The following is a 19,481-nucleotide window of genomic DNA, read 5'->3' on the forward strand; positions in this document are numbered from 1 at the left end:
GCCGCCTACTCGCCCTGCTCGCCCTTGTCGGCCTCCGCGACCGACTTGCGGACCTCGTCCATGTCGAGGGCGCGCGCCTGGCCGATCACGTCCTCCAGAGCGGCCTCCGGCAGCGCGCCGGGCTGCGAGAAGATCGCCACGTTGTCGCGGACGATCATCAGCGTGGGGATCGAGCGGATCTCGAACGCCGCCGCCAGCTCCTGCTGGGCCTCGGTGTCCACCTTGGCGAAGACCAGGTCCTCGTGGCGCTGCGAGGCCGCCTCGTAGACGGGGCCGAACTGCCGGCAGGGACCGCACCAGGAGGCCCAGAAGTCGATCAGGACGAAGTCGTTGTCCGACACGACCTGGTCGAAGTTCTCCTTGGTCAGCTCCACAGTCGCCATCACGCACTCCCTCTTCCTGGCCTCACCGTGAAGCCGCTTCGCACAACGGCGGCCGCCGTCGTGGTATTCCATGTGTTTTCCGCTGACGAACGGCTGCCCCTGTGGCTCCGAGGTACTCCCCGCACCAGACTGTGCGTATGACGGAAGCCCTGGAATACGACGTGGTGGTGCTGGGAGCGGGACCGGTCGGCGAGAACCTCGCCGACCGGGTGCGGGCGGCGGGCCTGAGCGCCGCCGTGGTGGAGAGCGAACTCGTCGGCGGCGAGTGTTCGTACTGGGCGTGCATGCCCAGCAAGGCGCTGCTGCGGCCGGTGATCGCGCGCTCGGACGCGCGCAAGGTGCCCGGCCTGCGCGGCAGCGTGGAGGGCCCGCTGGACGTGTCGGCGGTGCTCGCGCACCGCGACAGTTATGTCTCGCACTGGAAGGACGACGGGCAGGTGCGGTGGCTGGACGGTATCGGCGCCCACCTCTACCGCGGCCACGGACGCCTCTACGGCACCCGCAAGGTCAGCGTCACCAGCCCCGAGGGCGAGCACCACGTGCTGACCGCCCGGCACGCGGTCGCCGTCTGCACCGGCAGCCGCGCCGTCGTGCCCGACCTGCCCGGCATCGCCGGGGCCAGGCCCTGGACCAGCCGCGAGGCCACCAGCGCGCAGGAGGTGCCGGGCCGGCTCGTGGTCGTCGGCGGGGGAGTGGTCGGCGTCGAGATGGCGACGGCCTGGCAGGCGTTCGGCGCGCAGGTGACCGTCCTGGTGCGCGGCGACGGGCTGCTGCCGAAGATGGAGCCGTTCGCGGGCGAGCTGGTCGCCGAGGCGCTGAAGGAGGCGGGCGCCTCCGTCCGTACGCACGTGTCCGTGTCCGAGGTCGTACGGGAAGGCAGCACCGGCCCGGTCACGGTCGTCCTGGACGACGGCGGGCGCATCGAGGCGGACGAGATCCTCTTCGCCACCGGCCGGGCCCCGCGCACCGACGACATCGGCCTGGACACCATCGGCATGGAGCCCGGCTCCTGGCTGCCGGTCGACGACTCCTGCCAGGTGGCGGGGAGCGACTGGCTGTACGCGGTGGGCGACGTCAACCACCGGGCGCTGCTGACCCACCAGGGCAAGTACCAGGCGAGGATCGCGGGCGCCGCGATCGCCGCGCGCGCGGCGAAGGTTCCGCTCCTGGAGACCGACCCCTGGGGCGCCCACGCGGCCACCGCCGACCGCGCCGCCGTCCCCCAGGTCGTCTTCGCCGACCCAGAGGCAGCCTCGGCGGGGCTGACGCTCGCCGAGGCGGAGGCGGCCGGACACCGCGTCCGGGCCGTCGACCACGACCTGAGCGGCGTGGCGGGCGCGGGCCTGTACGCCGAGGGCTACCGGGGCCGCGCCCGGATGGTCGTCGACCTGGACCGCGAGGTCCTGCTCGGCGTCACCTTCGTCGGCCCGGGCGTGGGCGAGCTCATCCACTCCGCCACGGTCGCGATCGCCGGCGAGGTCCCGATCGGACGGCTGTGGCACGCGGTACCGGCGTATCCCACGATCAGCGAGGTTTGGCTGCGCCTCCTGGAGACGTACCGCGACCAGTAGGCGCCCGCGTGGAGGTCGTCGTCAGCGCTCCTCGAAGACGAGGTTCTCCGGCGGCTCGGTCATCCGGACGGTCTGCTCGGCGACCTCCACGACCGTCGACAGGGTGGTGAACTGCCCCTTCGACACGATCAGGACGCGGTCGGGGCGCTGGTCGAGGAACGCCTTGAACCCGGCGAGCGAGGGGTCCCCGGCGCCGAGGACGAGATAGTCCGCGAGGCGCCGGAACAGCTTCGGGAGCACGACCGCGCTCTCGGTGAGCGAGGCCGGCCCGTCGATCTTCGCGCCGCTGGCGGTCAGATCCACCGGCCACAGCCCGTTGGCGGCCGTGCGCGCCTCCTGCACCGCGGCCGTCATCGCCGCGCGCAGATCGACGAACAGCTTGGTGTAGTACGTCGGATAGGCGAGCCCGTCCGCCAACTGGGCGAAGTTGGCGGTCTGCTGGAGCAGCGCCGCGTCGACGAAGTGCTGCTGCCCGCCGGGGCCGGGCGCCGGGCCCCGTCCCGCCATCGCGACACAGCGCCCGTGCAGGTCCGCGCCCCGGGTGAGAACGAACCCCGGGGCCTGGACGGGCTCGGAGGCGGTGACCGTGCCGTGGGCGTCGCGCTCGACGCCGGTGAAGCCGAGCCAGGCGGTGAGCGCGTCGGCCGCCCGGTCCGCGAACGGCGCCGGCTGGTGCGACTCGCGGCCGTGCGCCGGGATGTAGTGCGTCTCCAGGGTGTCGATCCCGTCGAGCCGCAGCTGGGCGCCGCCGCTCCGGTTGCGCTGGACGCGGTGCGGCCCGGGTACGAGGTCCCACTGGGCGGGGTCGGCCGGGTAGAAGCGGACGGAGTCGCCGTCCGGCCGGGCACCGGTGACCCGGTACGTTCCCTCGATCACGAGCATTCCCACGACGGCCTCCTCAGCCTGCACACCGGGCACCTCCAGCATCCGCCGCCCGGGCCCCGGGGGCGCCCGTGCGGCGCGATAGTTACGGTCCGCCGGGCCCCGGCGCGCACAGCGCCGTACGCCGTTGCGCGTACGCCCCGTCCGCTCCGGCCACCGCCTTGTTGAACGCGTTCAATGCGAGGTAGGCTCACCCTGTATCTGAACGCGTTCAGAATGGGGGTCGGTAAGCGCATGAGCGTCCCCGCCTTCACTTATCCCGAGGTCGGCGGCACCCGGCTGTACCGCCTGCCCGCCGGATACCACCACCTCCACCACAGCACGCGGATCGGCCACGGGCCGGACACCCTGCACCGCGCCGGAGCCGCCGTCACCGAGTGGCGGATGCACCGCGCCCTCGGCGTCGCGGTGCGCTCGCCGTCCGGGCGGGCCGAGCCGGGCGTCCCCGTGGACATCGTGCTCGGCGTCGGCCCGGTCGGGATCGCGGCGCCGTGCCGGGTGGTGTGGACCGACCGGGAGCCGCACCGGATCGGCTTTGCCTACGGCACGCTTCCGGGCCACCCGGAGTGCGGCGAGGAGTCCTTCGTCGTGGAGCTCGACGGCAGGGGCCAGGTCTGGTTCACCGTCACCGCCTTCAGCCACCCGGCGAGCTGGTACACCCGCCTCGCCGGTCCACTGGTCCCAGTGGCCCAGAGGCTGTACGCCCGCCGCTGCGGGGCGGTGCTGCGCAGGCTGGCCCAGGGCGCGGAGCCCCGGCCCCGGTTCGCCCGCACGGCGACCCATCAGTAATACTCACCGCATGACCTCACGTATTACGAGCAAGGGTGGCGAGGACATGCTGATCCGGCGCGCGGTCGCGCGCGACGCCAAGCGCCTCACCCGGCTCGTACGGTCGTCACGCGCGTACGAGGGCCCGTACGCCCCGATGGTCGCGGGCTACCGGGTGGGACCCGACTACATCGAGACGCACGAGGTGTACGTGGCGGTCGGCGCCGACGACCGGCTGCTCGGCTTCTACGCCCTGCTGCTCGCCCCGCCCGAGCTCGACCTGATGTTCGTCGCCGACGACGCCCAGGGGCTCGGCATCGGGCGCCGGCTCGTCGCGCACATGACCGGGCGGGCCCGGGCCGCCGGCCTCGACCGCGTCCGGGTGGTCTCGCACCCGCCCGCCGAGGGCTTCTACCGCAGCGTGGGCGCGCTGCGGACCGGCACGGCCCGTGCGAACCCGCCCGCGGTGATGTGGGACCGGCCCGAGCTGGACATCCCGATTCCCTGACCGGTCCCGGGCCGCCTCAGGTGAGCGGCACCCCGACCTGGCTCCACGCCTTGGTGACGGCCTGGAGCTCGTCGCCGTCGCCGTAGAGGCTGCGGGCGGTGGCGACCGTGAGACGCCCGAAGTCGGCGAACTTGGCGTCGCTCGCCAGCTCGCCGCCGGTCAGCGTGGCGTACCAGATCTTCCCGGCCCGCTCCCAGGCGTTGCCGCCCAGCGCCGTGGCCGCCAGGTAGAACGCGTGGTTGGGGATGCCCGAGTTGATGTGCACACCGCCGTTGTCCCGGCTGGTGCGCACGAAGTCCTCCATCGTGGCGGGCTGCGGGTCCTTGCCGAGCTGCGGGTCGTCGTACGCCGTGCCCGGCGCCTTCATCGACCGCAGCGCCTCGCCGTGGATGCGCGGGCCGAGCAGCCCGGCGCCGATCAGCCAGTCGGCCTGGTCAGCGGACTGCCCGAGCGCGTACTGCTTGATGAGCGAGCCGAAGACGTCCGAGATGGACTCGTTGAGCGCGCCCGACTGCCCGAAGTACTCCAGGTTGGCGGTGAACTGTGTGACGCCGTGGGTGAGTTCGTGGCCGATGACGTCGACCGGGATGGTGAAGTCGAGGAAGAGCTCGCCGTCCCCGTCGCCGAACACCATCTGCTCGCCGTTCCAGAACGCGTTGTCGTACTTCTCGCCGTAGTGGACGGTCGCGTCCAGCGGCAGTCCCGAGTCGTCGATCGAGTGCCGGCCGTACGCCTTGAGATACAGCTCGAAAGTGGCACCCAGTCCGGCGTGCGCCCGGTTGACGGTCGCGTCCTTGGACGGCGTGTCGCTCTCGGCGTGCACCTTCGTGCCGGGGAGCGTCTCCTGCGCCGCGGCGTCGTAGATCGTGCGGTTGGGCTTGTCGGAGGGCGTGCCCGTGGGGGCGGCCATGCCACGCACGGTGGTGATCCGGCGCCGGGTGCGCTGGAGCGCGTCGTGCTCCAGGGTGCGGCGGGCTGGCTCGAACGTGGCGGGGTCCTCGGCCTGCGCGAGCTTGTCGAGGACATGGGGCGGGATGATGGTGCAGAACACGGTGTTGGTCTCCATGTCAAGCAATGTGGCACAGCGTGACCGCTTCGGTGATACCTGTAGTCGAGTTGGCTGAAAATCGGCGGCGGAGTCGGAGCGGCCGCTTCTACGGACCGTAACGGCGGCCCGCCACCCGTCCGGTCACAGCCAGCCGTTGCGGCGGAAGCCCCGGTGGATGGCGAAGCAGGCGACGGCCATGACGGCGAGGGCGAGGAAGTACCCGTACTTCCAGTGCAGTTCCGGCATGTTGTCGAAGTTCATGCCGTAGATCCCGCACACCATCGTCGGCACCGCGACGATCGCCGCCCACGCCGTGATCTTGCGCATGTCCTCGTTCTGGGCCACCGTCACCTGCGCCAGATGGGCCTGGAGGATCGAGTCGAGCAGCGCGTCGAAGGAGCCGATCTGCTCGTTGACCCGGGACAGATGGTCGGAGACGTCGCGGAAGTACGGCTGGGTGTCCGGGCCGATGAGCGGCATCGGCGTGGTGGCCAGGGCCTGGAGCGGGCGGTAGAGCGGGGTCACCGCCCGCTTGAACTCCAGGAGTTCGCGCTTGAGCTGGTAGATGCGGCCCGCGTCGCCGCGCCCGGCGGTGTCGCTGAACACGGCGGTCTCGACGGCGTCCACGTCGTCCTGCATGGCGTCGATGACCACGAGGTAGTCGTCGACGATGTGGTCCGCTATGGCGTGCAGCACCGCCGCCGGGCCCTTGGCGAGCTGGTCGGGCGTCTCCTCCAGGGCCTCGCGCAGCGGACCGAGCGAGCCGTGCTTGCCGTGCCGCACGGTGACCACGAAGTCGGGCCCGGTGAAAATCATCAACTCGCCGGTCTCGACGACCTCGCTGGTCGCGGTCAGCTCCTCGTGCTCGACGTAGCCGACGGTCTTGAAGGCCGCGAACAGCACGTCGTCGTACGGCTGGACCTGCGGGCGCTGATGGGCGCGGACCGCGTCCTCGACGGCCAGCGGATGCAGCTCGAAGAGCTCGGCGATCCCGGCGAACTCCTCGGCGCTGGGCTCGTGCAGCCCGACCCACACGAACCCCTCACCGGCCTTGCGCACCCGCCGTACGGCCTCGTCCACCGGGCAGTCGCCCGGCTGGCGCACCCCGTCCCGGTAGACCACGCAGTTCACCACGGCGCTGCCGAGCGGCGAGCGGGCCGGGTGGCTGAGGTCCACCGTGCGGCGGTAGGCACGGCGGACCGCCCTGCGGAGGTTGCGGATCACGGGCACGGCTGGCACTCCTTCGGCGGATCGATCGGCCAGTGTGCCATGCGCGCCTGTAGGGGCCGTCGGCGCGCCGAGTCCGCAGGTCACCGCTGCTGCGCCGCGACCTCCCCGTCGAAGGCGGCGGCGAGGCGCAGATAGCGGGCCGCGTCCCCGGGCCGGCCCTGGCGCTCCAGGGTGCGGCCGAGCATCAGCGTCGCGTACTGCTCGACGGGGTCGCGCTCCAGCACGGCACGCAGCTCGGCCTCGGCCTTCTTGAGCTGGGCGGAGTGGTAGTAGGCGCGGGCGAGCAGCAGCCTCGGCGCGACCTGCCCGGGCACCTCGTCGACGATGCCGGTCAGGATGCGTACGGCCGTGACGTACTCCTTGGCCTCGAAGAACAGCTGGGCGCGGTCCCAGCGCTCGGCGGTGGTGCCGGACTCGTAGTAGCTGTCGACCACGGAACGTCCTCTCGTAGCTGGCCTGTCCATGCTGATACGGACGCCACAACAAGGGGCAGTGGTTGAAAATTCCACAACTTTACGGGTGCGGTGCGCGTGGGAGGCTGCCATCGGGTGTCCCGACAGGAATAGGTTGACCGACATGAGCAATCTCGATCGTCAAGCCACAGTCTCCGTGTGCGGCGGCCGCGGCTTCGTCGCCGCCGAGCCGGTGCGCGAGCTGCTTTCGCCGCGCACCGTCAAGCTCGGCGAGTCCACCGAGGTCCGCCGGCTGCTGCCGAACCTCGGCCGCCGCATGGTCGGCGCCTGGGCCTTCGTCGACCACTACGGTCCGGACGACATCGCCGACGAGCCCGGTATGCAGGTGCCGCCGCACCCGCACATGGGGCTGCAGACGGTGAGCTGGCTGCACGAGGGCGAGGTGCTGCACCGCGACAGCCTCGGCAGTCTGCAGACCGTACGCCCGCGCGAGCTCGGGCTGATGACTTCGGGGCGGGCGATCAGCCACTCCGAGGAGAGCCCCCGCCCGCACGCCCGTCTGCTGCACGGCGCCCAGCTCTGGGTCGCCCTGCCCGACGCGCACCGCCACACGGAGCCGCACTTCCAGCACCACGCGGACCTGCCCACGGTCAGCGCCCCGGGCCTGAAGGCCACGGTGATCCTGGGCGAGCTCGACGGCGCGGCGTCGCCGGGCACGATCTACACCCCCCTGGTGGGCGCCGACCTGACCCTGACGGCCGGCGCGGACCTCGCTCTGCCCCTCGACCCCGACTTCGAGTACGCGGTCCTGTCGATGTCCGGCGAGGCCCACGTGGACGGCGTCCCGGTCCTCCCCGGCTCCATGCTCTACCTCGGCTGCGGCCGCACCGAACTCCCCCTGCGCGCCCCCTCGGACGCATCCCTCATGCTCCTGGGTGGCGAGCCGTTCGAGGAGGAGATCGTGATGTGGTGGAACTTCATCGGGCGGTCGCAGGCGGACATCGAGGAGGCGCGGCGGGAGTGGATGGAGGGGGCGCGCTTCGGTGAGGTGAAGGGGTACGACGGGGGGCGGCTTTCGGCCCCTGCGCTGCCGCCGGTGCCGTTGAAGGCGCGGGGGAGGGCGCGCTGACCTGCTCTGATGTCCTTCGGGCTGAAGGTGCTTGCGGCCCTGGATGACATTGCCGTGTCGACTTGGGCAGGGTGACGAAGAGCCCTTCGAGCTGCTCGGCAGTCGGGGGCTCTTCGTTGAATGTTCAGCAGCCTGCTACAGGGTCTGGCAATGTGGATGCTGACTCAATGCCGACTTTCCTGATGCTGCGTCAGTTACGGTCGAGCCGTTCCCGTCGTTGGTGGATCGCGGGTCCTCGCCCGTTCGCTCTGAAGCCTTGAGTGAGGGCGCTTCGTCCTCGTCGCCATCGGTCCAGTCTGGCCCAGCATGAGGTCTGGAAGAGTGCGACCGGGGAGCGGTCACCGCGTGCAGGCTGTGGGCACCGAACAATGCGGGGGTAGGCCGCAGCTTGTGCTGACGCCCATCGGGGCCGCCATTGTTGAGCTCCTGGCAGGCCTCGCTCTCGCGTGCGGCGACGGCCCGTTCGAAGCTGTCGAACTCGATCAGGACAGTGCGTTCGGCGATTCCGGCATCGTGTGCGACGGCCCGGCCGCCACGGGCGAGGAGCCGTCCGCCCGCGGCCTGGACGGCCGGACCGGCCAGCTTGTTGTAGGCAGCCAGCTTCTCGGGGTCGGAGATGGTGCGGTAGGCGCTGACCCAGTAGCCCTTGGCCACGGAAGCCTCAGTGTTGTGAAGTTCTGTGCCGACGTTCGCCGTTGGCAGGATGGGCTTATTCGGACGCGAGGGCCGGGGAGTCGCCGCAGAGCAGGGGCTGCAGCAGCGGGACGTAGAGGTCGGCGACCTCCTCGGGGTCGAGCCGGGTGAGCTGGTCGGCCTGGACGGTCGCGTAGAGGGCGCCGAGGCCGAGCAGCACGCCGATGGCCATCTCCGCCCTCAGCGGGGCGCCCGGGCCGGGGAGGTGGGCGGCGAGGGCGTCGATGACCTGGGTGCGGAAGTTGGCCCGTGCCTGCCCGCCGAGCTCCAGGTGGTGGCGGGAGAAGGCGATGCGCAGGATCGGGTCGCGGGTCTGGCCGCGTTGGGTGGCCAGCAGATGCAGGACCATGTGCCGGGCGAGGCGGTCCAGGGGGGCGTCGAAGAGGGCGGAGGCGTCGGCGTCGAAGGTGAAGACCTGGGTGAACAGGTGCTCCTTGGTGCCGTAGTACTTCATCACCAGCGCCGGGCTGACGCCTGCGTCGGCGGCGATGGCGGCGATGGTGGTGTCGGCGTAGGCGTGGCGTGCGAAGGCCCGCCGGGCTGCGTCGAGGATGTCCGCGCGGCGCGCGTCGGCGTCACGCGGTCGTGCCGGCCGGTCCGGGTCCGAGTCGGGCGTCGGCGCTGGGGTCAGCTGCTTCTTGGACGTCGTCCGCGGGCGGGCGCTGCGAGGGGAGGCGGAGTTCGGGTCGGGCATCTGGTTCAGTCTCCTGGAGGGGGAACAGCGCGGGCCGCGGCGGGCGCGGGATGAGGCAGGCCGCCGCACAGGCCAGCAGCGCGACCGCACCCGCTGCGGCGAAGGCCGTGCGGTACCCGTCCAGGGTCGGCGCCGACACGGCCGCGCCCGCCGGGGCGGTGAACAGACGGGTGTGCTGGGCCAGCACGGTGGCCACCACCGCACTGCACAAGGCCTGCCCGATGGTGCGCATTAGGACGTTGAGGCCGTTCGCTGCGGCGGTCTGCTCCAGCGGCACCGCCCGCATGATCAGCATGGGCAGTGCGGAGTAGGCGAGCGCCGTGCCGACCGAGACCACGGCCGCGCCCGCGATGACCGCCCACAGCTGCCGACTGTCGGCGAAGCGCAAACCGTAGCCGGCCGCGATGACCACCGTGCCCAGGGCGAGGGTGGCCTTGGCCCCGCGGGCGGCGGACATGCGAGCGGACAGAGAGGCGCACAGCACCATGATCACACCGCTGGGCAGCAGACAGGCGCCCGCCGCCACCATCGAGAGCCCCAGCCCGTACCCGGTGGCCCGAGGCGCCTGGACCAGTTGCGCGGTGACCAGGGAGTTGGCATAGAAGGCGAATCCGGCCAGCAGCGCGGCAAGGTGCGGCAGTAGCACTGCCGGACGCGTCGCCAGCCGCACGTCCACCAGCGGCCGCGGCGCACGGCGCTGGTGCACGGTCCAGCCGGTCAGGATCAGCAGCGCCGCCCCCGACAGTCCCAGCGTCCGCCAACTGCCCCAGCCCCACTCCCCCGCCTTGGACAGCGCCAGCAGCAAGAGCACCAGCCCCGTACTCAGCCCGAACGCCCCCGGCAGGTCGAAACGCCCCGGCGACCGGACCGGCTCCTCCCGCAGCAGCCGCCAGGCCAGGGCGAGCACTCCCGTCGAGAGCACGGACATGGCCCAGAACATCGCGTGCCAGTCCGCGTACTGCACCAGCAGCGCGGCCAGCGGCAGCCCGAGCGCCGCACCGATGCCCACCGTCGAACTCATCAGCGCCACCGCCGAACCCGTCCGCTGCGGCGGCAGCACACCCCGCAGGAAACTGATCGCCAGCGGCACCACCGCCGCACCCACACCCTGCAGCGCCCGCCCCGCCAGCAGCCACGGAAGCGTGGAGGCGAACGCACACACCAACGATCCGGCGGCAAGCGCCCCGAGCGCGAGCAGCAGCATCCGCCGCTTGCCGTACATGTCCCCGGCCCGCCCCAGCAGCGGGGTGGCGACCGCACCGGTCAGCAGCGTGATCGTGACCACCCACCCGACATCGACCGGGGCCGCACCGGTCAGCCGGGGCAACTGCGGCAGCAGCGGCACGATCGCGGTCTGCACCAGCGTGGTGACGATGCCGCCGGCCGCCAGCACGGCCATGACGCCACGGTCAGCGATCGGAGCCGTCGACGGATGCGAATCAGCGGGCACAGCGGGACCCCCTCCGAGGTGAATGGCGTTCACCAACATAGGTGAACGCCATTCACCCTGCAAGGGGCATTGGCCGACAGACCCGCAGCCCTGCACCCCGGAGCGAATCACTCCGTATTGCGGCGCGGACGCAATCGGGTGACGGAGATCGCACCCGCTGGTGACGGGAGGTCAACCCGCGCCACTCCGGGTCAGCTCGGCGATCATGCGCTCCTCCCGCTTCAGCAGCCCCTGACGAGGAGCTTGGCTCGTAACACTGGTCACCGCCGTGCTCTTCGAACTGCACGACGAATGGATCGCCTTCCCCCGCCGCTACCTCCCCGAAGGCAGCATGGACCGGCTCTACCCCGCCGAGCTCCCCGAACAAGCCCCCGCACTACCCGACACGCCCTCCAACTGATCGGCTACACCACAAGAAGGGGCACAATCCCCATTGACCCGCCACCAGCTGACTGATGACCAAGCCGCCCGGCGGGGGGTATCGCCGGGCGATCTCCCGCAGTTTCCCGGTGACCCTCCGTTTGGCCTTGAGTCGCTTGCACTTCTGACGGATCCAGCGCACCAGGTAGGCGTTGATGCGTATCAAGAAGGGATGCAGTTCACACGGCCGGAAGCGGCCGAAGTAGTTGATCCGGCCGGCCACTCTGGGGTTGACCCAGCGTGCGAGCTCCCCGGTCCGCCTCGTATAAACGTAGTGCGTGAAGTGACGTCGCCCATCGACGGTCCGGCCTCCGCCAAGGGGGGCCGGACCGCAGTGGGTTTTAGGCTGAGCGACGTCGGCGGCGCAGGTGGAATAGCGTTCCGCCTGCCGCCGACACGGCGACCGAGGCCGAGGCGGCTGGGAGCCAGGGACGTGCGGGGCCGGCGGCAGCGGCCGTCGTGGTGGCGGGCTGGTCTTCGACGGGGGCGTAGCCGCCGGCGAGGCCCTTGCGGTCGTAGGCCGAGCCCGGGAGCTTGTCGCTGTAGCGCTTGGCGACGAGTTGCTGGTAGGCCTTGAGGGTGACCTGCGGCTTGCCTTGGAGGGCCACGCCGGCCTCCTTGTTGAGTGGCTCGACGGTGCCGGTGCTGGTCACCCGGTACCAGGCGTGGATCTGAGGCTCCATGAAGGTCTGTGCCTGATCGGTGCCGCGCTCGGCGGTGCTGACGTCTGCGTCGCCGTCGCGGATCCCCGCCAGCTCCCAGGCGTGGCCGCCCTGTTTCTGGGCGAGCAGGACGGCGGCCTGGTGGCCATTGGCCGCGGAGACACGGGAGACGAGGTAGGAGAGCCGCAGAGCCGAGGCGGCGGTCGGCTTGGTCTTACCGGTGACGAACTCGGGTGCGAGTTCGTAGAGCGGCACGGGCTTCTTGAGGTCGAAACCGGGTGAGGTGGTGGGGGCTTGTACGAGGCCGCGCGGGTTGCCGGCCGTGCCGCCGTCTGCGCCGGCGGCCGGCGTACGGTGCTCGGCGGCCGTCAGGAAGCGGGAGACGGTGTCGTGGACCTGGCCGGAGCGCAGCACTTGCTGAGCGGCGGTGTAGTCGGTCGCGGCGGGTGCGGTGGGGCGATCGGCGGCTTGCGCGGGAGCGCCCGCGCACAGGGTGGCGGCAGCGGCTGCGAACAGGATGGCGGCGCGTGTGGTTGTACGGTGCATGGTGGGTCCCCTAGCCGTGGATGCCTGTGCGCGTGTGGGTCCACCGGAAGGAGTTGTTTCCGGCGTAGGTGGAGTAGTTCCACCAGGTATAGGTCTGGGTGCTGGGCCACGGGTCGCCGACTGCCACCATGTTGCTGGTGCTGTCGTAGCCGTAGATGACGTTCATGTGGCCGCCGCCGGAGGTCCAGCCGATGCGGACGGCGAACGGGCGCCCGTTCGCGATCTCGTTCTGGGTCTCGCTGAAGGACGCGCTGCGGTACAGGTCGGTGCCGCTGTTGCGGAAGCCCATGTTCTTGAGCGCGTTGGCCATGTCGTCGAGCGTGGCGGGCTGGTTGTTGCAGTCCAGCCAGCTGTTCTGGGCGGCCAGTCGGCAGAAGTCGTACTGGGTGTAGCCGGTGTATCCCCAGTAGTTGGCGATGGTGAGGCCGGAGGCGTCCCAACACCACTGGTTCTGGACCTGCTTCTGCATACCGATGTTGAGGGCCGTCCAGCTGGTGGGCCGGGTGGAGCTGCAGACTGGCAGGCTGCCGGTGTCCTCGCGGATGAACGCGTCGGCGAGGTAGTACGCGCCGGACCAGATCCAGCGCGAGTTGTTCTCCACGGCGTCGCCGGTGGTCCGGCAGACCATCGGGATGTGGTCGCCGATCGGAGAGCTGCCGGTGACGTTGGAGGACAGGGTGGGCAGAGAACGCTGGTTGACGGTGGTGAAGTTCCCCTGCCCGCCGACGACTGTTCCGGTGATGGCGGCCTGGGCCTGCGGGGCGACGGCCAGCAGGAGGCCGGCGGACAGGGCGGCGGCCACTGTGGACGCGAGTGTCCTTCTGCGGGCCGGCCTGCGGGTCGGCGTATGAGCGGGTATGCGGGAAGTCCTGCGGAATCTGTGCATGGGGGGTTCCTTTGTCTTGATCAAGTGGGTCGTCCTGATCAGGAAGGGCGGTTCCGGCGGCGCCGCACTCGGAATATGGCGAGGCCACCGATGGCGACGAACAGGGCGGCGCCGCCGATGGCCAACGGGGTGCCTACGCCCGGTCCGCCGTCGGATTCGGTACGAGGTGCTGCCGCCGGAGGTGTTGCCGCTGCCGGCGCGGCGGGCGACGGGGCGACCGACGCGGGGGCCACCTCGGCCTGGGACTCGGCGCGGCCGAGCGCCGGGAAGGCCGTCTGTGCCGTGATGGTCCAGTGACCGGCGGGCAGAGCTTCGGCGGTGGTGAACGTTCCGGGCTCACCGGCTACTGGTACGAACCGCCAGGGCCCGACGCTGGTGCCGTCGGCCGAGGTGGCAGTGAGGGTGCCGGCGACTTTGTCGTTGACGGGGTGACCGTCGTCCTCCCAGGTCGCCTTGGTGACGGGGTGGCCGGCGGACACGCCCGTGACGGTCAGATGGATGGTGTCGCCGTGGGCGTGTGCCGTGGCCGCGGAGCCCAGGAGGAGCAGGCCGGTGAGGGCGGCGGTCACTGCCGTGAAGCGGCGATCGGGCATGAGGGGGTGGCTCCGGTGTGAGGGGGTGGCAGGGGCCGTATGAGGACGGCCCCTGCCGTTAGTGGGGGGTCAGGATGCTTTCTGCAGGGCCCAGTTCTGGTAGTTGGAGGTGTCCGGGTCCTGGAGTTCGAGCAGCCAGGCTCCGTAGTACGGGCTATTGCCGACGCCCAGGACCAGTGAGCTGTTCTTGGCGGTCAGGCGCAGGCCGGTTCCCGACTTGGTGAGTCGCCACTGCTGGGCGTCACTGCCGGAGCAGGGCTGCTGGGCGACCCACTGGCCGGGGGCCGCGGCACCGCCGATCTGCAGGCACTTGCCCGACACGGCCGAGCGAAGGCGCGCACTGCCGCCGGCAACGTCATCGAAGTACCACTGCTGAGGGGTGAACCCATTGGGCTGGGAACCGACCAGGACGGTACCGTCCGCGCTCCCGCCGCCCCAGATCTCAGCCGCAAGCCCCGTGTGACCATTGGTCAGCGTGTACCGCGTGCCGGGTTTGGTAGCGGTGCCGCCGACGGGCGGGGTGTGGAACGACAGCGCGCGGCCGGGTCCGGAGTCGCGGCCGGCCTGGTCGCGGACCGAGACGGCGAGCCTGTAGTCGGTGTCGGGCCGCAGGTTGTAGACCCGCGCCGAGTTGGGCTGGACCCATGCCAGGTGGCTGTCGTTGAGCAGGAGCTGATACCAGGCTACGGAGGACGCCGCCGGCCAGCTGACCACGGCCGAGTCGGACGTCAGCTGCCCGAGGACCGGGACGGGGCCCGTCGTCGGTCCGGTGCTGCCGGTCGGCGTCGGGGTCGGCTTCGGGGTCGGGGTAGGGCTCGGGTCCGGGTCGGGCCGGGTTCCACCGCCGGTCATCAGGAACTGGTTGTTCGCGACGTTCCAGTGTGTGGCGAGGTAACTGCCCGCCCGTGGACTGGTGTTGTAGTAGTCGTCGTGATTGCAGTCCAGGCGCTCGTCTTGGCTCCGCTCGGTACAGACGTTGCGCATGGTGGGGTAGTACGGCGTGTCCGAGTAGCACATGATGTCCCACTCGTCGGTGCAGTGCGCCCCTCGGCTGCTGTTCGGTGCGCTGTTGTTCACCGCACCGAGGTTGTGTCCGAGCTCGTGCGCCGCGGTGGAACCGCTCCAGCAGCCGGCGTCCGTGCGGCCGTAGGAGGGGCCGAAGTTGCTGAGGTTGGCGGCGCCGGGGCGCTCGTCACCGTTGAAGGTTCCGATGCCGCAGTAGACCTTGGCGTCCGCGAAGATCATGTACTTGCGGTCGCGCCGGTCGAAACCCTTCTGCGCGAGTGCGGAGTTCAGAGCACCGAACTCGGCGAGTGCCGAGCTCGCCACCTCCACGTTGAGCACGGACGGCGTGCAGTCGGCTCCGGTCACGTACCGGATGTGCCGTACGCCCCCGGTCTCCTGCGCGCTGGCGAAGTAGATGGTGTCGGCGTCGGCGGCCCACCTGCGGAACGACGCCAGGTACTCGCCGTACCGGTCGTTGCCGGGACCGTGCGCGTACACCACCTGTACCCGGTTGCCCGTGCTCCCGTCGCCGTCGCACTGCACCGCTTGACCACCCGGCGCCGCCTTCCCGCTTCCGGTGCCCCGGGTGGGGGCGGCGGGCGGCGTCTTGGCGGCGGTGCCCGCCTGGCGGGCGTCCACAGATGCCGTGGTGCCGGAGGACGGCTGTTCCGTGGAGGGTTTCTGGGTGGCGGGGCGGCTTGGTGTTCCGGCCGCTCCCTGTGCCTTCACGGCGGGTGGCGTGTCCTTGGAGATGTCCACCCCCTTGGGGGGCTTGTCGGGACCGTGCGTGCACCGGCCGTCGGCGGTGCGCAGGACGCCGGCGCAACGGTCACCCTTGGGCGCGGAACTCAGGCCCTTGTAGACCAGGCCGCGCGTGCGGTCGTCGTTGGGTATTCGGGCCACCGGTTCTGGGGTCTTGTCGTGCGCGGGTGCCGGAGCGGGACCGTCCACCGCGGCCCGTGCCGCGGTGATCTCAGGTCGGGACGAGTGGTGGTCGAAGACGCCACCGAGCGCCGCTGTACCGGCGAGTGCTCCCGCCGTGACGGCTACCGCTGCGACGAGCATGCCGCGTCTTCGTCGCCGTTGCTGCACCTGTCTTCTGCGACCGGACAAGGCCACACCTCATTTCTGTGGGGGAGTTGTGGTTGGCCGGAAGTGTGCCAGAACGGATGCACGGACTGACAGGGCTGCTTTGTGCGGGGAATGGGAGCGTGCGCTTCAGGACAATGCGCGGGAACAATCGGCGCAGTCATCAAGTCCCGTTCGCTGTACGGGGTTTGACTGCCCGAGCACTAAAGGTCCATTCCAATGGATGACAAACCCGAGAGACGCTACTTAGAAAGATCGTTATCATGGAATGAGTAGCTCCACTTGTGTGCAATTGCACAGCGTGTCGACGCTATCACCCAAGATCACATTCCTGGGGAATCTGTTTAGGTAGGCCCAAGGCGGGCTTATGGAACCGCCGATGACCCATTGCAGGTACTCGGCTACGGTCTGCTGGAAAGGGCGCCGCCAGGGCCGGTGGGACCCGCAGCCTCCTTTGCCCGCGTGCGACGCGCGAGTCCGGGCACCCTGCACCGGTGAAGAGGCCGGAAGCGGCGGGGGCGGCGTCCGTGGCCGATCCGCCGCGCACGATGGCTGCGGCGGAGTGCATAGCGGGGTTGGGCAAGACGAACAAGTTCTTCGTCAAGTCCCGCTACGCCGTCTGCTCGGGCGCGTCGTTCAACCAGACCTGGCTTCAGGGCGGCAAGCCGGTCGGGGAAAGCCACTTCAACGTCCTCGTGATCGCGACGGTCCCGTCCGTCAGCCGGGACGTCCAGCTCACCTACCAGTTCACCGACATGCTCTCCACCGGACAGACGGGGATCACGACCACCGGCATCGAAAGCTCGGCGACGATCGCCAAGAGCTGGCCCTCCAACGTCCAGTACAGCTGGGGCGGCACACAGTTGCCGGTCACCAAGCTGTGGCTGGCCCTGCGCAACAACGGCACCTTCAGCCAGACCGTCACGCCTCCGCGGGGCAGGGGTGGAGATCACGCACTGATCAGCACTGTTGATCGCCGGGGCCGGTGCGCCGCAGCCTACCGGCCCCGTGCGGCTCTATGGCGGGCCAGAACTGGGCGGTATACCGCTCGATGTTGTGGGCGGCACGGTGCAGTGTCTCTGCGGCTACCTCAGCCCGGCCAGTGCACAGCAGACGCACCTCCCAGGTGGCCGGAGCCTGCGGAAGGTGTACGTCATCGGTGGCCGGCCCGCCGCTCGTCCCGTGCAGGCGAAGCCGGCCTGAGACACAGCGCAGCGATGCGGTACCGCGTTCATCCCATGCGCCCTCGGGCTCGGAGGGCGGCCCGTCCCACACCTCCACGTTGAAGTGGGCCGTGTGCGTGTGCCCGGCACTGCGGATGTCCAGACGCCCCGGAAACGGCTTCAGGAACACGCCGGGGTCGTACCCGTCAGGGAAGGGGTGGGGCATCCAACTCGTGTCGCGGTCTTCGAGGCAGATAGCGAAGTGCTCCACGTACACCGATAACTCCTGGTGCTGGATCATCGCGTCCATGCGTGTCCTCGCAGTCAGCTGATCCTGCCCAGCATCCTAGGACGGGCCTGCTGCTACTGACGGCCGATGTAGACCAGGGCGCGGAAGTCGCGCTCAAGGGTGCCGGGTGCGGTGGTGGTCGTCATGATGCTCTGGCTCCTACCGCAGGGTGCGACTGGACAGACCCATGGACGACGGGTCGACAAGCGCGGAAGCTCCCGGCGGCACGGGTGATCTCGGTCGAGACCCCGACTACCAGGAGCTTCATCGTTGTGCAGACATGTCCAACTCGCGGCCACCGCCATCAGCTTGGAAAATGCTCCTTGATCAGACGGGGGGGACTGCGGTGACCGGCGTCCGCCTGTTGGGCCGGCCTGCTCAGGGAATCGTGAACGGCTCGTCCGTCATCGAGCCGGATAAACGGCAGCGCCATTCAGCCCATTAATCATTTGGGTAGATCAAGCGCCGAATTCTTCCATTCCAGCGAAACCGCTCAGATAAGCCGTAATCGGAGCACCTTCCTGCGTAATATTCCAGGCGCAGAATCGAATTCTGCACGGCCGGGAATCGCCAAGATAATCCTCTCAAAGGAGTTGGCCCCTCGATGACGCTGAATATTACTGACGCGCCTCCACGGCGCACATTGTCGGTGTGGATCGCGGCGGTTACGGCCGTGGCGATGGCCGCTGTCGTCCTCGCGATGACGCCGACACGCGCAAGCGCCGTTGCCATCCCTGTGCCTCTGGGCACGGCAGCCGCTTTCGGGGTACTGGCCGGCGCCACGGTCACCAACACCGGTCCCACGGTGGTCAACGGTCTCCACGTCGGCGTAAGCCCCGGGACGGCCATCACCGGGTTCCAGACGTCCGACGGAGGGCCCGGCATCGTGACCGCACCCGGGGTGCTGCACTCTGCCGATGCCGTCGCGGGCCAAGCCAAGATCGACCTGAATACGGCGTACAACCAGGCCGCCGGACAGCCTCTGAAGGACGCGGTCTACAACGACGCTCCCCACGAGTTCGGTGGCCAGAAGCTGACGCCGGGCCTCTACAAGGCGAACAGCTCCGCCGGGATCACCGGCACGCTCACGCTGGACGCCCAGGGCAACCCCAGTGCCGTCTGGGTGTTCCAGATCGGTTCGACGCTGACGACGGCATCCGCCAGCTCGGTGAGCCTCATCAATGGCGCCTCGCCGTGCAATGTGTACTGGCAGGTCGGCAGCTCGGCCACGCTCGGTACCAACTCCACGTTCGTGGGCACCATCATGGCCGACACCTCGATCACCGCGACCACGGGGGCGATCATCAACGGCCGGCTGCTGGCCGATGCGGGCCTGCGCGGTGACGGCGCCGTGACGCTGGACAGCAACAGGATCTTCCAGGGGCCGTGCGGGACCGGGGCCACGGGCGGTCTGATCACCGGCGGTCTGATCACCGGCGGTCTGGTCACCGGCGGTATTGTCGCCGGCGCCACGTCCGGTGGCACGGGCGCCTCCACGGTCGGAGTCATCGCCGGGGTGCCGACGGGCGGCGCAACCGGTGGCATCCTGGGTGGTCTCCTGGGCGGCGTCCTGACGACAGGCGGCACCATGGGCGGAGTGCCCGGCGGCCTCATCGCGGGCGCTACAGCGGGCGGGACCCCGGGTCCCACCACGGGCGGCGTCCACGGCGGCGCGACCGGCGGGCCCTGGCACGACCACCACCACCATCACGGGCAGCCGGGCAAGCCCGGAGGCCACTACGGGAAGCCGGAGAAGCCGGGAGGCCACTACGGGCAGCCGGAGAAGCCGGGAGGCCACTACGGGCAGCCGGAGAAGCCCGGAGGCCACTACGGGAAGCCGGAGAAGCCGGGTCACCACGATCACGGTGGGAAGCCCGCAAAGCACGGCGGTTACGGCGGGTACGGCAACAAGCCCGGCAAAGACGACGGCTACGGCAGCGTTCGTCACTGAGTCGTGCATGCGTCCTTGAGGGGACGGGCGGCGCGCGGCGGATCGTTGTCGATTCCGTCGCGCGGCGCCGCCGAAAGCTCAGGAGAGCAGTGAGAGAAGCCGGGATCG

The 19,481-nt window shown here is 70.2% G+C and carries 19 protein-coding genes and 2 pseudogenes; 6 read left to right on the forward strand and 15 right to left on the reverse strand.

Translation table 11 applies throughout. The features are described 5' to 3' along the window. Positions 1 to 5 precede the first annotated feature (5 nt). Entirely contained in the window at positions 6 to 383 is a 378-nt protein-coding gene (gene trxA / locus ACZ499_RS21925) for a thioredoxin (RefSeq protein WP_385535168.1), read from the reverse strand. Between the two features lie 137 nt (positions 384 to 520). On the opposite strand from trxA, the gene ACZ499_RS21930 reads away from it, so the two are divergent. Then, positions 521 to 1,954 (forward strand): dihydrolipoyl dehydrogenase family protein, encoded by a 1,434-nt coding sequence (locus tag ACZ499_RS21930; protein ID WP_468677177.1) that lies wholly within the window; start codon positions 521 to 523, stop codon positions 1,952 to 1,954. Positions 1,955 to 1,975: 21 nt separating this feature from the next. On the opposite strand, the gene ACZ499_RS21935 is transcribed toward ACZ499_RS21930, so the two are convergent. Continuing rightward, on the reverse strand, positions 1,976 to 2,863 hold the full coding sequence (locus tag ACZ499_RS21935) for a nuclease (protein WP_468677179.1): 888 nt from the start codon (positions 2,861 to 2,863) through the stop codon (positions 1,976 to 1,978). Between the two features lie 207 nt (positions 2,864 to 3,070). Here ACZ499_RS21935 and ACZ499_RS21940 point away from each other — a divergent pair, with 207 nt between their 5' ends. After that, positions 3,071 to 3,625, forward strand: coding sequence for a DUF1990 family protein (locus ACZ499_RS21940; protein WP_468677181.1), 555 nt, complete (start codon positions 3,071 to 3,073; stop codon positions 3,623 to 3,625). Positions 3,626 to 3,635: 10 nt separating this feature from the next. Then, positions 3,636 to 4,112 carry a GNAT family N-acetyltransferase gene (locus ACZ499_RS21945; RefSeq protein WP_468677183.1) on the forward strand — a complete coding sequence of 159 codons (477 nt, stop codon included), beginning with the start codon at positions 3,636 to 3,638 and terminating at the stop codon, positions 4,110 to 4,112. 16 nt (positions 4,113 to 4,128) lie between these two features. On the opposite strand, the gene ACZ499_RS21950 is transcribed toward ACZ499_RS21945, so the two are convergent. The 3 genes from ACZ499_RS21950 to ACZ499_RS21960 all read right to left on the reverse strand — a co-directional run bounded on the left by ACZ499_RS21950 (position 4,129) and on the right by ACZ499_RS21960 (position 6,824). Beyond that, a complete protein-coding gene (locus tag ACZ499_RS21950; RefSeq protein ID WP_468677185.1) occupies positions 4,129 to 5,178 on the reverse strand; it encodes a M4 family metallopeptidase in 1,050 nt (349 codons plus the stop codon). Positions 5,179 to 5,301: 123 nt separating this feature from the next. Next, positions 5,302 to 6,384 (reverse strand): magnesium and cobalt transport protein CorA, encoded by a 1,083-nt coding sequence (locus tag ACZ499_RS21955; RefSeq protein ID WP_468677417.1) that lies wholly within the window; start codon positions 6,382 to 6,384, stop codon positions 5,302 to 5,304. An 86-nt stretch (positions 6,385 to 6,470) separates the two neighbouring features. Continuing rightward, entirely contained in the window at positions 6,471 to 6,824 is a 354-nt protein-coding gene (locus tag ACZ499_RS21960) for a tetratricopeptide repeat protein (RefSeq protein WP_468677187.1), read from the reverse strand. Between the two features lie 142 nt (positions 6,825 to 6,966). On the opposite strand from ACZ499_RS21960, the gene ACZ499_RS21965 reads away from it, so the two are divergent. Next, on the forward strand, positions 6,967 to 7,932 hold the full coding sequence (locus tag ACZ499_RS21965) for a pirin family protein (protein ID WP_468677189.1): 966 nt from the start codon (positions 6,967 to 6,969) through the stop codon (positions 7,930 to 7,932). Between the two features lie 381 nt (positions 7,933 to 8,313). Here the strand turns inward: ACZ499_RS21965 and ACZ499_RS21970 are convergent. The 3 genes and pseudogenes from ACZ499_RS21970 to ACZ499_RS21980 form a co-directional block, all read right to left on the reverse strand. Further along, a pseudogene (locus ACZ499_RS21970) lies at positions 8,314 to 8,586 on the reverse strand (DUF1330 domain-containing protein); the annotation flags it as partial. A 55-nt stretch (positions 8,587 to 8,641) separates the two neighbouring features. Then, positions 8,642 to 9,319, reverse strand: a complete 678-nt coding sequence (locus ACZ499_RS21975; RefSeq protein WP_466182285.1) for a TetR/AcrR family transcriptional regulator — start codon at positions 9,317 to 9,319, stop codon at positions 8,642 to 8,644. After that, positions 9,201 to 10,718 carry an MFS transporter gene (locus ACZ499_RS21980; RefSeq protein WP_468677190.1) on the reverse strand — a complete coding sequence of 506 codons (1,518 nt, stop codon included), beginning with the start codon at positions 10,716 to 10,718 and terminating at the stop codon, positions 9,201 to 9,203. Before ACZ499_RS21980 ends, ACZ499_RS21975 begins: the two co-directional genes overlap by 119 nt. Positions 10,719 to 11,025: 307 nt before the next feature. On the opposite strand from ACZ499_RS21980, the pseudogene ACZ499_RS21985 reads away from it, so the two are divergent. Next, positions 11,026 to 11,169 (forward strand): annotated as a pseudogene (locus tag ACZ499_RS21985) (IS256 family transposase); the annotation flags it as partial. Here the strand turns inward: ACZ499_RS21985 and ACZ499_RS21990 are convergent. The 7 genes from ACZ499_RS21990 to ACZ499_RS22020 form a co-directional block, all read right to left on the reverse strand. Beyond that, the gene (locus ACZ499_RS21990) at positions 11,146 to 11,640 is read right to left on the reverse strand and encodes a group II intron maturase-specific domain-containing protein (RefSeq protein WP_468677419.1); all 495 of its coding nucleotides are present in this window, start codon (positions 11,638 to 11,640) and stop codon (positions 11,146 to 11,148) included. The pseudogene ACZ499_RS21985 and the gene ACZ499_RS21990 sit on opposite strands and share 24 nt — an antisense overlap. Further along, positions 11,531 to 12,397 carry a hypothetical protein gene (locus tag ACZ499_RS21995; protein WP_468677192.1) on the reverse strand — a complete coding sequence of 289 codons (867 nt, stop codon included), beginning with the start codon at positions 12,395 to 12,397 and terminating at the stop codon, positions 11,531 to 11,533. The genes ACZ499_RS21990 and ACZ499_RS21995 overlap by 110 nt, the downstream gene beginning before the upstream one ends. Positions 12,398 to 12,407: 10 nt before the next feature. Continuing rightward, entirely contained in the window at positions 12,408 to 13,283 is an 876-nt protein-coding gene (locus ACZ499_RS22000) for a papain-like cysteine protease family protein (RefSeq protein ID WP_468677193.1), read from the reverse strand. 38 nt (positions 13,284 to 13,321) lie between these two features. Then, on the reverse strand, positions 13,322 to 13,876 hold the full coding sequence (locus tag ACZ499_RS22005) for a hypothetical protein (RefSeq protein ID WP_468677195.1): 555 nt from the start codon (positions 13,874 to 13,876) through the stop codon (positions 13,322 to 13,324). Between the two features lie 69 nt (positions 13,877 to 13,945). Further along, positions 13,946 to 15,946: an RICIN domain-containing protein gene (locus tag ACZ499_RS22010; RefSeq protein WP_468677197.1), complete on the reverse strand. Its 2,001-nt coding sequence runs from the start codon at positions 15,944 to 15,946 to the stop codon at positions 13,946 to 13,948. A gap of 763 nt (positions 15,947 to 16,709) precedes the next feature. After that, on the reverse strand, positions 16,710 to 16,868 hold the full coding sequence (locus ACZ499_RS22015; RefSeq protein ID WP_468677199.1) for a hypothetical protein: 159 nt from the start codon (positions 16,866 to 16,868) through the stop codon (positions 16,710 to 16,712). A gap of 62 nt (positions 16,869 to 16,930) precedes the next feature. Further along, positions 16,931 to 17,443, reverse strand: a complete 513-nt coding sequence (locus ACZ499_RS22020; RefSeq protein WP_468677201.1) for a hypothetical protein — start codon at positions 17,441 to 17,443, stop codon at positions 16,931 to 16,933. A gap of 583 nt (positions 17,444 to 18,026) precedes the next feature. Here ACZ499_RS22020 and ACZ499_RS22025 point away from each other — a divergent pair. Continuing rightward, positions 18,027 to 19,373, forward strand: a complete 1,347-nt coding sequence (locus tag ACZ499_RS22025; RefSeq protein ID WP_468677202.1) for an ice-binding family protein — start codon at positions 18,027 to 18,029, stop codon at positions 19,371 to 19,373. The last annotated feature ends 108 nt before the right edge of the window (positions 19,374 to 19,481 follow it).

This window comes from Streptomyces sp. NPDC031265 (genome assembly GCF_055570295.1).

Excerpts from the sequence above, each read along its gene's own strand:
- trxA (WP_385535168.1), bottom strand. The coding sequence starts at position 383 with ATGGCGACTGTGGAGCTGACCAAGGAGAACTTCGACCAGGTCGTGTCG.
- ACZ499_RS21930 (WP_468677177.1), top strand. The coding sequence starts at position 521 with ATGACGGAAGCCCTGGAATACGACGTGGTGGTGCTGGGAGCGGGACCG.
- ACZ499_RS21940 (WP_468677181.1), top strand. The coding sequence starts at position 3,071 with ATGAGCGTCCCCGCCTTCACTTATCCCGAGGTCGGCGGCACCCGGCTG.
- ACZ499_RS21945 (WP_468677183.1), top strand. The coding sequence starts at position 3,636 with ATGACCTCACGTATTACGAGCAAGGGTGGCGAGGACATGCTGATCCGG.
- ACZ499_RS21950 (WP_468677185.1), bottom strand. The coding sequence starts at position 5,178 with ATGGAGACCAACACCGTGTTCTGCACCATCATCCCGCCCCATGTCCTC.
- ACZ499_RS21965 (WP_468677189.1), top strand. The coding sequence starts at position 6,967 with ATGAGCAATCTCGATCGTCAAGCCACAGTCTCCGTGTGCGGCGGCCGC.
- ACZ499_RS21975 (WP_466182285.1), bottom strand. The coding sequence starts at position 9,319 with ATGCCCGACCCGAACTCCGCCTCCCCTCGCAGCGCCCGCCCGCGGACG.
- ACZ499_RS21980 (WP_468677190.1), bottom strand. The coding sequence starts at position 10,718 with ATGGCCGTGCTGGCGGCCGGCGGCATCGTCACCACGCTGGTGCAGACC.
- ACZ499_RS21995 (WP_468677192.1), bottom strand. The coding sequence starts at position 12,397 with ATGCACCGTACAACCACACGCGCCGCCATCCTGTTCGCAGCCGCTGCC.
- ACZ499_RS22000 (WP_468677193.1), bottom strand. The coding sequence starts at position 13,283 with ATGCACAGATTCCGCAGGACTTCCCGCATACCCGCTCATACGCCGACC.
- ACZ499_RS22005 (WP_468677195.1), bottom strand. The coding sequence starts at position 13,876 with ATGCCCGATCGCCGCTTCACGGCAGTGACCGCCGCCCTCACCGGCCTG.
- ACZ499_RS22010 (WP_468677197.1), bottom strand. The coding sequence starts at position 15,946 with ATGCTCGTCGCAGCGGTAGCCGTCACGGCGGGAGCACTCGCCGGTACA.
- ACZ499_RS22020 (WP_468677201.1), bottom strand. The coding sequence starts at position 17,443 with ATGGACGCGATGATCCAGCACCAGGAGTTATCGGTGTACGTGGAGCAC.
- ACZ499_RS22025 (WP_468677202.1), top strand. The coding sequence starts at position 18,027 with ATGACGCTGAATATTACTGACGCGCCTCCACGGCGCACATTGTCGGTG.